Source organism: Paenibacillus sp. ALE3 (assembly GCF_054113405.1).
The window spans coordinates 4,913,043-4,926,209 of sequence record NZ_CM134214.1; the positions used below are offsets into that span (position 1 = coordinate 4,913,043).

A 13,167-nucleotide genomic window follows, 5' to 3' on the forward strand; every position below is an offset into this window, starting at 1 on the left:
CCTGTCATTTCAAACAAGAATATTCTACTCGTTCATTGTTTGGGCTGTATAAAATATTCGCCACAGTCGCCTGTTCTTCTACGCCGGTTGAACAATCTTCCCAATCCATTCCGAATAAAATGCATTCCCATTCCGTCGATCAAATTCAGCTGCCGCAGACTCTGCCAGTGGTCTGAAGTACGCAATGATCTCTTCTAATGTACGTTCCTGTTTGCCCCATTCAAAAGATGCAGGCATCCGAATCAAACGAAGTTTTCTCGAAGTATCCAGCTTTTGCAGCAGCCCTACCATCGCTGCGTAAAAATACATTTGCTCGAATCCGCTCTCATAGTCCAATGCGATGTGCAAATGACGTTCCACCACTCCGATTCCTTCAATCGGATTTGCAACCGTCAAATACTCAATATGCTCTGCTATCGTTTTCAGGAAGTCACGGTCATCACGAACCAGGCGATAGCCTTTGCGATACTGCTCCTTCGCCTGATCAACCTCGCCTTGACGATACAGCGGCAATAGCACCTGCGAGAGCGTCACATGCGGCACTTCTGCACATCTCATCCGTCCCGATAAAATCGGTTTTGCCACGGCAAGCGCCTGCTCGTCTTCTCCGGTCAAATAATAGAATCGCACCATCTGGCTCTGCTCACAGGCTTCACAATCACTCATACTGTCTGGCTCAATTACGCGGAACATATCCAGATACCGCCGTGCTTCATCCAGTTCACCCATGTCCATCGCGATGCGGAACTTATAATAGTAATATGGTCGCTCATTATACCCGTATTCAGCATAACGTCTGCGCATATCCTCTACCAGATCCTCGATTTGAGTTTTTGATATATTCGGAAAACTGCACACCTTTCCAAGTATCCATTTATAGTTCCACAACAGCTCAACGGGGTCGTATTCCTCTGGATTTTGGTCAAATTGACCCAGCTGCCATGAAAAAGCAATCAGCGACTTCAACGGATATCCGTTAAAAATAGCACAGTCTACAATCTCTCCCCGAATTTCATAAGCGAGCTCCTTCAAACCTGAGGTATCCGCCAGGCGAACAGCCTCTTCCAGAATCGCCAGCTTTGCTGCCCCTCCGGGCGTATCCTGTGCCTGCTCCATCATTTCATATATCGTCTCTTCCATTTGAATCCTCCTTTAATTACGCAATTACGTATTCTGTCCGTTCCCTAATCCCCAATTGATAAAATGCAGCACACTCCGGTTCATCAGCCCTAGCTCACTGCGGTTCATCGGATAGTGACCCATCATAAGCGCATTCACATACATCATTTCTGTTGCAGCCGTAATCATCTGTGTATCGGTAGCTTCAAAAATCCGCGCCACTACCGGGTTGCTTAAATTAAAATACAAGGTCGAATAGCCCGCGTTCTGCTGGACTCCCGCTTTTAGACTATCGAGCACATTGGAAAAAAGCGAAGTGGTCTCTTCAACTGTGTGTTCCATGGAGCGCAAGGTTAGTGCATCCTGTGAAATGGTGTACAGCACAGGCAAGCTCGCAGGCTCAAAACGCTTCAACTCAGCACGGCAGCGCATCGGCTGCAAAGCAGCATCCATCACACGTAGCACATTGTAATACTTGGTGTGCTCTTCCTGCGTCAACCCGGTAAATGATAAAGATACATCCTCAGGGCTGAGTCGCTCTGTTTGCAGGGTAGCGTCGAACCAGTGCAGCTTATCCAAAATTTCTGAATCATAGATATATCCGCCGTTGATCACCAGCATCGATTGCGCTGCCGCCACATGCGTAATCTGGCGATACTCATCCACGGTCGCCGTGTAATGGAGCGGACGCCCGCCCGCCTCTCGGATAAGTTCACTCAGCTCGCGCCGCCCAAAAGTACTTTCGAAGGAAAACCAGCGGTGCATAATCCGCAGAAATTCATCATCCTCAACCGCGAGCGCCTTCATGGATAGCTCGTGCAAACGAATCCAGTGCTGCAAGCGGTCTGGCTCATATTCCGCCATGCGAAGCAGTTCTTCTCGAATACAGGTTCCCAATTCGGAACGAACCGCATCAAGCTGCTCATTTTCATAAAAGTATTCACGAGATGCCGTTGGTTGCAATTCGTCTGTCCAAATCAGGCTTTTAATGAAAAATGCCCATTCTGGCAATACATTTTCCGCTTTGTCGGACACGAGCATATGCTTCAGATACACCCGATGCAGCCGCTTGCTGTTCAGATTAACACTGCGAGGCAAAATGAATGCAATCCCGCCGGTTCTGCCCGATGCCGTCCGCAGCGGTATAAAATCACTGAAGCGCTCACCCATTAGGCGATAGCCTAAATCCAGCACCTCACCGCGTCGACTCCGTAATTGTTCCGGGTCCTGCATCCAGCTTGTCGATGGAAGATTGACCTGCTTAGTCTCCCCGTCTACAGACAGCAGGACAGGATATGGCAGCAAGGCTCCATAATAAAATAAGGAGTCTTTCACCTGCGCTGGCTCATAATAAAACTCGCTCCCCGGCTTACAGCGCAAATAAATTTGCGTCCCTATAGGCAGCTCAGTCTCTAATCGACGAATCGTATACGTCCCATCCGGCTTCCCTCTCCATTCCATAGAGATGCCTTCCTTCACCGAACGGGTCAGTACTACAATTTCATCGCTCACCATAAAACAAGACAGCAAGCCAATCCCAAAACGCCCGATAAATGAAGTCTCCGAGGTTAGCAAATCAGCCCCCTTCTTGGAAGACTGCCCGATGATCGACAGAAACCGATGAATGTCTTCTTCAGACAATCCAATACCGTTATCCTGAATCATCAATACCTGCTGATCCCCGGCACCGGATAGCTCTACGATGACTTTGCCTTCATAGTCGTTACTCTCAGAAACTGTATCTTCAAGGGTATTGTCTTCTTTCAATGATCTACTTTCAGCTTCAGTCTTCCGTAGCTCCTTGCGAGCCGTGATCGCATCTGTTGCATTTTGTAGTATTTCACGTATAAACACTCGTGGACTGCTATATAAATGATTGGCCAAAATATCAATCATGCCGCCCAAATTTACTTGAAAACGATATTCGTCTGTTTGACTCATAGAGATCATTCCTTTCACGAAATGCTACAGCCATCTTTTATTTAAAATAGCTATCTTTTAAAGTATAACGTGGATTTAAGACGGATTACACACCTTCATTTCAGATATCAATTCATTGACAACGGTACAACAGGGTCTTTTTTCACCCAGGAGGGTGGGCACTGGGTCTAATTAACTTCATAAAAATGTACGAGGCACGAACACTTAGTGATTAAGGATCATCTTTAGCTAGTTAAATTTAGGAATAAATATAATATTTATTGGAATTACCTCTTCCTTTCGAGCACTATGTTGATGGAGGGACAAATGGCTCATTTTATACAAAAAGCCCGCATTCCTGCTCTTGTAGTAGCCTTACAAGAGAGAATGCGGACTTATTAGGTATAACTCAGTCCGTTCCTTTTAGAAAGAGAATTAATGAGATTTAGCAAGACGAATAACGTTCCACGAGGCTTTGCCCAAATGAGCTTTTACAATTCCGTCTTCAAGCTTGGCATTGCCACCGTTATGAGGCGTAACCTTTTCTCCAGCTGGGCTATTGGTCGCTTTGAGATCATCATGCTCCAGCACGGTATGCTCGACAATACGGTAGCCTTCGAAACTGCGTACATCCACCGTCAGCTCCAGCGATTCAGACAAGTGACGGTTCACTGCAAAGACAGTCAGCGCGTCTCCCTCTTCATCATAAACCACAGCGCTATCCAGATAAGGAATGTCTGTAAAGTCCTTGGAATCGTATTTTTCGGAATCCACTACAGGCATCAGTGATACCCCACGACCATAACGGGAAGCATGCAGATACGGATAGAAGATCGTTTGCTTCCACGCTTTTCCGTTATTCTCGGTCATGATTGGCGCAATAACGTTGACCAGTTGAGCCAGGCAAGCCATTTTTACACGGTCCGCGTGACGCAAGAACGTAATCAACATGCTGCCCACCAACAATGCATCCTCAAAGTTGTAAATATCCTCAAGCTGCGGTGGTGCCACAGACCATGGATCGATTTTTTTGTCTGCATCATTGGAGTGGTACCATACGTTCCATTCGTCAAAGCTGAGCATCATTTTTTTCTTGCTACGTTTCTTCGCTTTGATATAATCACAAGTCGAAATGACAGTATGAATAAAATGATCCATGTCCATGGAACGTGCCAGATAATTAGCCGTATCATTGTCATGGTTGCCGTAGTATTGGTGCAGGGAAATATAGTCGGCTACCTCGTACGTATGATCCAGTGTGGTTGCCTCCCATTCCGGGAACGTCGGCATCGTGGAGCTGGAGCTTCCACAGGATACAAGTTCAATGTCAGGATCAATCAGCCTCATGGCTTTTGCAGATTCTACAGCCAGACGACCATATTCCTCCGCTGTCTTGTGCCCAATCTGCCACGGTCCGTCCATCTCATTGCCAAGACACCAGGTTTTAATCTTATGTGGCTGCTCTATACCGTGACTACGACGTAAATCACTCCAATAGGAGCCTCCTGGATGATTGCAATATTCCACCAGATTACGAGCCGCATCAATTCCACGCGTACCCAGATTTACCGCCATCATTACTTCAGAGCCAACATCCTTGGCCCATTTAAAAAATTCATTCGTTCCTACTTCATTCGGCTCCACTGTTCTCCACGCCAGCTCCAACTGTCTAGGTCTGGATGCAACAGGGCCGACACCATCCTCCCAATTGTAACCGGATACAAAATTGCCGCCCGGATAGCGTATAATAGGAACATCCAGCTCTTTTACCAGTTCTTTAACATCATTGCGGAAACCGCTTTCATCACTAGTCGAATGAGTAGGCTCATAAATTCCACCATATACAGCACGCCCGAGATGCTCTACAAAAGAACCATAAATGCGTTTATCGACTTCAGCAATACGAAAAGATTTGTCTACAATCATCTTTGCTTTTACAGCTGCTGCCACCTAAACCATCCTCTCTGAATGCGAAAATAAAATTTGTTGTACCTAAAATTAACAAGCCACCTTATTAACGCTTCCAATATAACACACCGTAATTAGCATAGTCAATATTATTATTAAATACTTAATATATGTATTAAGTATTTAATAATAAACGATAAGCATTTGGTTACGTATTTTTGAACACTTCATTTTATAAACAAACCTATTGAGCAAATAGCCTCTTTACTAAATAGCAATAATAGTCCGATCAAACTGCAATATTAATCTTCACACCTGCATTCTTAGCTTCGTCTTTAGCCGAATCCACATAGGCATTGATCTCTTGTTCAGTCCACACCCTACCAACCTCTATACTTGATTCTTTCTCATCCTTTGGTTCATCTCGATCTATTATCGTCGCTTCCTCATTCACTGCTTTTCTAATGCACTCATTGATATTTGAGGCAATCTCCATAATTTTCCCATTAAGGCCTTCTGCCTTCTCACGCAAAGTAGTTGATCTTGAAGGGTTAGTGTTTTCCCAACCTTTAGCTTCGCTTTCTAATGTAATTTGTGCCCTTTTAGTGATTTTGGAATTCTTCAGCTGGTTGTTTGCTGATACAATACTATGCATCGTATAAGTCATGAGACTTTGCTTTTGCTCCTCTGCAGTCTTGTGCGTATATTGTTCCTTTTTATCTTCCTGGGCTTCTTTTTTACTTTCCTCATCCATTCCAAATGCTTTTTTTTGTTCTTCTATTGATTGCTTCTGAATATTCTCGTCAATTTGTTGAATCTGCTTATCTATCTTTTCCATTTCGGCTTTTACAGCTTCCGAACCGAGGCCACGTTTTAGAGCATTACTTATATAGTCCGAACGCCTCTCCATCAGATTTTGCTTCTGCTCAATCAATTGCTGAATAATCTTGTTTTGCGGCTTGCCTATACTCTTCCTTTCAGCCTGAGGGGAGAGGGGATGCCGTAGTTCGAGTCGGTTGTTATCTGTGGTGTGGAACGGCGATTGGTGAGATGATGTAAAAGATACATTCATCTTAAAACCTCCATTTCTCTTCTAAATAGTAATTCTAGAAGTATATCGGATTTTTTGTATGTTTTTGTATATTTTATCATCACTTTTCACAAATTCTTCATTCCTTTTTCACTGTTAAGCAGTCCTTTATCGTCTATCAATTTGTTATATGTAAGCAACCTCTCCCAATATAACGCTGTCTATGTCCTTCCTCGCTGACAAATATAATATTTCAGTTACGGCGACAACGACCCGCATCTACAGACTGAAAAGAAAGATTCGTGCACTATCCCATCAATATTGGCTAACTCATATAGAAAATGTCCAATGTGAAGCCCAAAAGCAGGGCCTCTCGAAGGGAAGCTCCGCTTTTTTTGTTATAGTCTACTTCTCATAAGGTAAAAAACAGTTCTGTTCGCAGTCCCACTATTGGCCAGAATCTCAATACACAGTTAGCGTACATCATTAATAACTAGCGCTTTCTGGAATGTATGAATTTCGTCAGAAAATAAATTATAGTAAAACCCTCTATTTTCAATTAGTTCTTGGTGGGTTCCTCCTTCTACTATCTGACCCTTTTCCATAACTAAAATTTTATCTGCATATAAAACAGAGGTATAGCGATGAGATATGTAGAGGCATAGTCTATTATCAATGAATTTTTGAAATTGTTTAAATACTTGTTTTTCCGATTCTGGATCAAGAAATGAACTAGGCTCATCTAATACATAAACGTCAGCATCTTTGAAGAGCGCTCTCGATATAGCAATCTTTTGCCACTGCCCTCCTGAAAGCTGTATCCCCCCTTCGAAGTTTCTTCCTAGCTGTTGTTCTAATTGATTAGGCAAATCTCGTATTACCGAATCTACTCCTGTATGTTGCGCCGATTCCCATATCCTGGTATCAAGTTCAAGATCCCCTATACTCCCAAAACCTATATTTTCTCTTACTGAAAAATCAAATTGGACAAAATCTTGAAATATAACACCTACTTTCTTGTAAAGCATTTCTTTATTGTAATTTCGAACCGAGATAGAATTGATTAAAATATCTCCTTCAAAATCTTCATATAACCCCGTTAAAAGTTTTATCACTGTTGTTTTCCCTGATCCATTCCTGCCCACTAGAGCAAGAGATTCACCACGTTTAATTTTAAAACTTATATCTTTGAGAGCCAATTCTTTTTGATCTGGGTAAGCAAATGAAACATTCTTAAATTCTATGCATTCTATCGTTGAATCAGCTTGTATACCTGACTCTCTTAGCAACATTCTAGAACTGTCTTGTTTAGGTTTTATGTTAAAAAAAGCGAATAATTCATCTAGATACAGATTATGATCACACAATGAAATCAATCCTTGAGATACTGTGTTAATATTTTGATTAGCTAATTATACTGCTTGAACTAATGCATAAATACTGCCAACGAGAAATTCTTCTTTCCATGATATTTGTATAATCATAATCAAATCAATGGCTATAAATAATGTACTTATTACTTGAAAAGACAAATATAACGCAATACGTTTTTTGGCTAAATACTTATCCTCTTTGTAGAAAACATCAAAAATGTCCTTATATTTTGCTGTAAAGTAGTCACTAAGTTGATACAATAGGATTTCTTTAAAAGACTTCTCATTAGTCAATAAGTAATTAATATACCTGGATTTACGTTGTAAAGGAGCCCGTTTTTTCTTGGCTACATATTGAATTTGTGTGAATCTCAATAAAGAATAAAAAGATGCCAGGGGGGAAACAACAAGAATGAGTAATATCCACCATCTGAATGCTATTAAAATGGCAATACTAGAGCATAACGTAACCATGGAACTTAACAAATTAATGAGTTCTTTATAGATCTGAATAGGTCTATCTATTGAGTCGTTCTGTACTCTTTTGAGCTGATTGTGTACTTGCGGACTCTCAAAATCCGCAAGATTAAATGTTGATGCTTGTGATACTATTAATGTTTGTAATTTATTTATCAGTGAAATTTGGAACAATTTATCAGAGTATTCAATTAAACTTGAAATAAGCAAACTAGAAAACATCACGATAATTACAGGGAAAACTGCGCTGATTTGAAGCTTATGCCATACCGTGTTAGTCTCAAATTCAGAAACCAAATACTGTATGGAAAGAAGGTTAGCAATCGGGAGTGTTCCTTTTAGTAGATAGCCAAAAATAATGATAATAAAGTAGATAGGTTCTGTACTCCATAGTAACTTAGTTAACTTCGGCCAATATTGGAATGAATGAAATATAGCTCTTATATTCAAATGGTCTGCCTCACGTTCCATGCATTCCATCCCTTTCTTTATCTACTATTATTCGTTCTTCATGAAATCTCACTATTTTAGCTCTCAGTCACCCTGAATTGTATAGATATTTTCGGGATTTTTTTCTCTAACTTCCAAAATAATTTCATTTTTGAGGCGTTTAAAAGCGTCAACTTGCTCATTGGACAAGTGGGTCAATTGTGGCAAAATGTAATCAATCCACTTACTCGCCCAATCCATTCCGAAATTAAACTCTAAAAGCTTATTTGAATAAATATTGATTTGAAGTTTATTATGATTTTGCACTATTATTTTCGGCTCGAACGATGACATGGAGTGTATTCGGGTGATTTCCAAGGTATAGCGAATCGGGTGTGTCTCCTTTTTTTTAGCCACTTGATACAGCGTTTCAAAAAGGGTGGCAAATTGCCTAGCCTGATACGAACTAATCCCCTTATACTCTACTTGTGTTTGTCCCACAGTTATTTTTTGAAACGACGATGTCTGTACATTCTCATTAAATAGCCTCTCATATCCCCATACGCCCATCAGTATACTACAAGCAAGGACCGTACTAATCCAAGGGATTATAGACTTTTTGCCGCCTCCGCGCCGACTGGATAACAATGAGCCTAATCCGTAAAATAATAAACTACAGCCTAAGAGTCCAAAGAGATTTCGCCAGTTGATCATATAGGGGTTGAATATATTCACTACAGGAGATATGTAACGTAACTTTTCATTAAATGACCAGGAAACTAAACCTATAGGAAGGTAAAAAGCAATGAGAAAAGTGAAGGCCAACCCATAATGCTTTACTACCTGCCCCAGGAAGAGACCCAACATCGATGAAAAAACACTAGAAAAAAATACAATGATAACCAAATTCCATAATGATACATCAGCGAATGATTTCCATAAAAGTCCTACCATCATGAGCAAGAGAGGAAACGAAAGAATTAAAGAAACATAAAGCTGGTAAGCGATTAGACGATAATTAGGAAAGACAGAAATATATATATACGGTTCTGTATGATTACGATTGTGTATACTCGCAATCTGTAAAGAAAAAAAAGCTACAAATAACAAGTTAACACTATAAGTTATTGCAATACCTTCATTCATTATTAAATTGAATAAAAGAACCACACTAAAGGAAACCAGCAAGGTTACTGCTTGTTCTCTTCGAAGTAAAAGCTGTAGCCAGAAACGAACTATAATTCCATTCATTCTTGTACCCTCGCCATCCATAGATGATTACTGACTTTCATCAATACCCACATAAGCAAAAATAGGAATACTCGCCCAAAAGCAAACGACTGTGTGAAGAAATTGGAAATAATCCAATCTGGATTAAACCAGATTGAAATGTAAGGCAAGTTGATAGTAATACTGATTAAAAGGTAAACGAGCACTACAATGTTCACATACAGTTGTTTACGTAAGAGCAAGTTCAATATGACGGTAATTTGAACAGAATATCCAGTAGTTGCTACACCTGCTACTGTTAGATGAAGCAGTATCAAGAATGGAGCCTTCCCATGAGTCGTCCATTGAACCACACAAAATATAGCTAAAGCGACAAATTGAAATAAGCAAACCACTCCCCATAATACACAACTCTTACAATAAAAATATTGGGCTCCTTTAGGCAATTTAGGCATAATAACAGAAGAAATCATTTTTTGCTTCTCGCCATCATAAAGAACAGAATACATTAATGGCATAAGTAATATGGTAAAGAACATTTGTCCATGATGCAAAAATATCCATAACGCGTTATTCTTATTCCCTGCTCCTAGATATAAAAATAAAGGAATTAAAAAACAAGAGAACGTTAGTGCTATAAAAAATACTACACTTTTTTTCATAAGCAAAACTTCAAATTGAACTAGGGCTCTGATTACTTGTCCCATTCTGCTAACTCTCCTCCGGATCGGAAATGTACAGATACGCATCCTCAAGATTAGCCGTTTCGGGTGTGACTTCTGTACAACAATCTGGAGGGTAGTTACACAATAATCGAGCCTGAACTCTTCCTTCCTTCCGCACAATGGAAGTGATTCGAGCTTGTTGGCTTAATTGTTCCAATTGACGCTTGCCAACATCAACCAACCACACTTTACCCTCGACAGTTCGAATCATATCGTCTATAGCCCCTTGGTACAGACAACGGCCTTCTTTTAAAACGAGTAGTTTGTCACATGTGCTTGAAACGTCAGGAACAATATGAGTAGATAACAATATAATCCTGTCTTCTCCATAATTTTGAAGCAAGTTTCGAAAAGCAATTCGTTCTTTGGGGTCCAGTCCAACCGTAGGCTCATCAACAATTAACAACTTAGGCTGTCCTAACATAGCTTGAGCAATTCCTAAGCGCTGCTTCATTCCCCCAGACAGCTGTTTTATTTTTTTATCAACTTGATCGATAAGTCCCACCTCAATTAATCGCTGTGATGTCTCCTCTTGAATATGATGTTTACCTTGAATACCTTTTAAAGCCGCAAAATAGTTCATGGATTCCAAAATAGTCACATTTGGAAAAAAATCAAAATACTGCGGCAAGTAACCTAGTAAAGAACGAATAGCATCAGGTTCTTTTTTCAAAGAATGTCCGAATATTTCAACTTTCCCTCGGTCGAATCTAAGTAAAGTGGCAAGAATTTTCATTAAAGTGGTCTTACCTGCTCCATTGTCTCCGAGCCAGTCCGAATATACCATTATCAATGTGAAAATGAAGCTCGTTAAGTACTTGGTGAGAACCATATGACTTACTTAAAGCTTGAATATCAATTGTCAAATGAGGCATCCTCCAATAGTTGCTCTCGCTGCCGCTTAGCAGAGAACAGGTTTTTCTTGTCTTCTTTAGTTAATCGTAAATACAATTTCATACAATCCATTATTGCACTACGAGTAGAGTTACAGTATTTATCCACTGGCTCATTAATTGAACCACTAAGCACCATATTTTCTTGAGGACAACCTCCACCACATAGATTCTTAGCCCAACATTCTCCGCATACAGTTCTCTTCTCTAAACGCATCTCACTAAGCATGCCACTCTTCTTTCTTACATCCATCCCTTCCCTTACATTTCCTAAAGAGTAATCCTTTTCATTAACAAATCGTTGACAAGGATAAAGATTACCATGCACATCAACGGCAAGCATATGCGAGACCGCTCCACAAAAATAATCTCGCTTAGAAGAAGAATGAATCATCTTCAAGTATTTTAGAATGTTCGATATTTGACGTGCTTCCCCATATTTTTTGACCCGAAGCAAAGATTCAAAATGAACAACCAATTTGGTGAATTCTTGTGCATACTTCTCAAAGTCATCATCACTAAGCATCTCGACTGCAGGATACATCGCAACATGGCGGATACCAATCCCCAATAAATGTGTAAGTGTATGTGTTATATCCAATTGTACTGGTGAAATCGTAGCTCTTGCTGTTATGGCACCTTTTTTTCTTAAACTTTCTGTTCTATTTAAAATGATTTCATAGGTACCTTTTCTGTTCTGATAATATCGATTGAAATCGTGCGTCATTTGATCACCATCTAGACTTATCTGAATAGAAACATGATGATCTAATAAGAAATTTTCAATTTCTTTGGAAATCAAGGTGCCGTTCGTTGTCATACTATATGTAACACGTTTATTTGATTTTTCTTGTTTAAGCTTAGTGTAGGCTACAACTTCTTTAATCACTTCAATGTTCAGAAGTGGCTCCCCTCCAAAAAAGCAAATATTCAGTTCTTCTTCCTCGCCAGAATGATTAAACAGATAATCAACTGCTTTTAATGCGGTCTCTGTGTCCATGCGTCCTCGATCATTATATTCTCCGTCTCCTCCATAACAGTAAGAGCATCTTAGATTACACTCTTGAACCAGCATAAGGATTATAGATGATAGACTCACTTGCTCATCATTGCAACTTTTACATTCCTTTTGAACAGACAAATCTTTATTATATATAACCGATGCTTCCTTCAGACTGGCTAATAACCTATCTACCTCTTCTCTACTAGAACGATGCTTAAGTAATTCATATATTTCTTCAATTTCCTTACCTTCGCTATTGCATATATCTACTACGACATCATCAATCTGAAAAAGCCCATTTGTTTTTATATTGTATAAGTATAACTTTTCATTTTGTTCTATGATTTTGACGGGATTTTTTTCAAATGGAGCACTAATCACTATTAATCATCCTCTCAAAGTTACAAAATAGGAGGAAGTCCAAGAAGATTAGTTCCCAGACCTCCTAAGTTGACTACCTGTGTTTGAAAGCTCTATCGTTGCGAGTTTTACTTCAATTAATCGAATTAATCGCTATCATTATTAGTACACCAATGACCACTTTCTTTGCTACAAAACCAGTCGGTAGCATCACAACCTACACAACGATCACGTGTATCACAAAAAACACACGTCATAGGAGAAACACTGCCTTCAGCTGCTTGGTTAATAGGATCAAACAATTTGATTCACCTCATTTTTTGTATTTTTTTATTTCTTTTCCAATATAATCATTTTTTTAGTTAGCCTCTATACTTTTTTTGAAGTAATTATGTAAAATTTGTTAACCTATTATTTTGAAATATTTTCAAATAAATATAATAAAAGTATAGTTCACTTTGCTGAAAAAAGCCGGTCGTTGTTAATGTAATGCTACCCTAATGATTCTGGAGACCGAAACTTTTATTCACCTTCGTAACACTCAATCTGAATTCTAACTTTTTCATATTTCCGTTCCCCATATATAAACAAAATCCTGATGCAGCTTCTCTAAGAATGAACATGAGCTGACCAGGAATTTTCGTTTTTTTATACACAAAAAACGGAGGGCTTCTTTTGCTCAAACTAGGAAGTCCTCCGT

General features: G+C 39.7%; 10 protein-coding genes. All 10 read right to left on the reverse strand.

Translation table 11 applies throughout. The features are described from left to right. Positions 1–78: 78 nt before the first annotated feature. Positions 79–1,140 carry a hypothetical protein gene (locus ACXHJ2_RS22080; RefSeq protein ID WP_165083189.1) on the reverse strand — a complete coding sequence of 354 codons (1,062 nt, stop codon included), beginning with the start codon at positions 1,138–1,140 and terminating at the stop codon, positions 79–81. Positions 1,141–1,164: 24 nt separating this feature from the next. Continuing rightward, on the reverse strand, positions 1,165–3,060 hold the full coding sequence (locus ACXHJ2_RS22085; protein ID WP_165083191.1) for an HSP90 family protein: 1,896 nt from the start codon (positions 3,058–3,060) through the stop codon (positions 1,165–1,167). Positions 3,061–3,474: 414 nt separating this feature from the next. Further along, complete coding sequence (gene arfA, locus ACXHJ2_RS22090) at positions 3,475–4,989, reverse strand: arabinosylfuranosidase ArfA (RefSeq protein WP_013368995.1); 1,515 nt, start codon at positions 4,987–4,989, stop codon at positions 3,475–3,477. A gap of 247 nt (positions 4,990–5,236) precedes the next feature. Beyond that, entirely contained in the window at positions 5,237–6,019 is a 783-nt protein-coding gene (locus ACXHJ2_RS22095; RefSeq protein ID WP_165083193.1) for a muscle M-line assembly protein unc-89 Uncoordinated protein 89, read from the reverse strand. 431 nt (positions 6,020–6,450) lie between these two features. After that, on the reverse strand, positions 6,451–7,344 hold the full coding sequence (locus ACXHJ2_RS22100; protein WP_238791106.1) for an ABC transporter ATP-binding protein: 894 nt from the start codon (positions 7,342–7,344) through the stop codon (positions 6,451–6,453). Positions 7,345–7,389: 45 nt separating this feature from the next. Continuing rightward, positions 7,390–8,298 (reverse strand): ABC transporter ATP-binding protein, encoded by a 909-nt coding sequence (locus ACXHJ2_RS22105; protein WP_238791107.1) that lies wholly within the window; start codon positions 8,296–8,298, stop codon positions 7,390–7,392. A 63-nt stretch (positions 8,299–8,361) separates the two neighbouring features. Next, positions 8,362–9,507 carry a hypothetical protein gene (locus ACXHJ2_RS22110; RefSeq protein WP_165083195.1) on the reverse strand — a complete coding sequence of 382 codons (1,146 nt, stop codon included), beginning with the start codon at positions 9,505–9,507 and terminating at the stop codon, positions 8,362–8,364. After that, positions 9,504–10,193, reverse strand: a complete 690-nt coding sequence (locus ACXHJ2_RS22115) for an ABC transporter permease (protein ID WP_025674410.1) — start codon at positions 10,191–10,193, stop codon at positions 9,504–9,506. The genes ACXHJ2_RS22110 and ACXHJ2_RS22115 overlap by 4 nt, the downstream gene beginning before the upstream one ends. Before the next feature lie 4 nt (positions 10,194–10,197). After that, the gene (locus ACXHJ2_RS22120) at positions 10,198–11,043 is read right to left on the reverse strand and encodes an ATP-binding cassette domain-containing protein (RefSeq protein ID WP_457874355.1); all 846 of its coding nucleotides are present in this window, start codon (positions 11,041–11,043) and stop codon (positions 10,198–10,200) included. Between the two features lie 23 nt (positions 11,044–11,066). Next, complete coding sequence (gene papB, locus ACXHJ2_RS22125; protein WP_165083197.1) at positions 11,067–12,488, reverse strand: PapB family radical SAM/SPASM ranthipeptide maturase; 1,422 nt, start codon at positions 12,486–12,488, stop codon at positions 11,067–11,069. Positions 12,489–13,167 lie beyond the last annotated feature (679 nt).

What these genes read in the sequence shown, in the direction of transcription:
- ACXHJ2_RS22080 (WP_165083189.1), bottom strand. Translation starts at nt 1,140, where the DNA reads ATGGAAGAGACGATATATGAAATGATGGAGCAGGCACAGGATACGCCC.
- ACXHJ2_RS22085 (WP_165083191.1), bottom strand. Translation starts at nt 3,060, where the DNA reads ATGAGTCAAACAGACGAATATCGTTTTCAAGTAAATTTGGGCGGCATG.
- ACXHJ2_RS22095 (WP_165083193.1), bottom strand. Translation starts at nt 6,019, where the DNA reads ATGAATGTATCTTTTACATCATCTCACCAATCGCCGTTCCACACCACA.
- ACXHJ2_RS22105 (WP_238791107.1), bottom strand. Translation starts at nt 8,298, where the DNA reads ATGGAACGTGAGGCAGACCATTTGAATATAAGAGCTATATTTCATTCA.
- ACXHJ2_RS22110 (WP_165083195.1), bottom strand. Translation starts at nt 9,507, where the DNA reads ATGAATGGAATTATAGTTCGTTTCTGGCTACAGCTTTTACTTCGAAGA.
- ACXHJ2_RS22115 (WP_025674410.1), bottom strand. Translation starts at nt 10,193, where the DNA reads ATGGGACAAGTAATCAGAGCCCTAGTTCAATTTGAAGTTTTGCTTATG.
- ACXHJ2_RS22120 (WP_457874355.1), bottom strand. Translation starts at nt 11,043, where the DNA reads ATGGTTCTCACCAAGTACTTAACGAGCTTCATTTTCACATTGATAATG.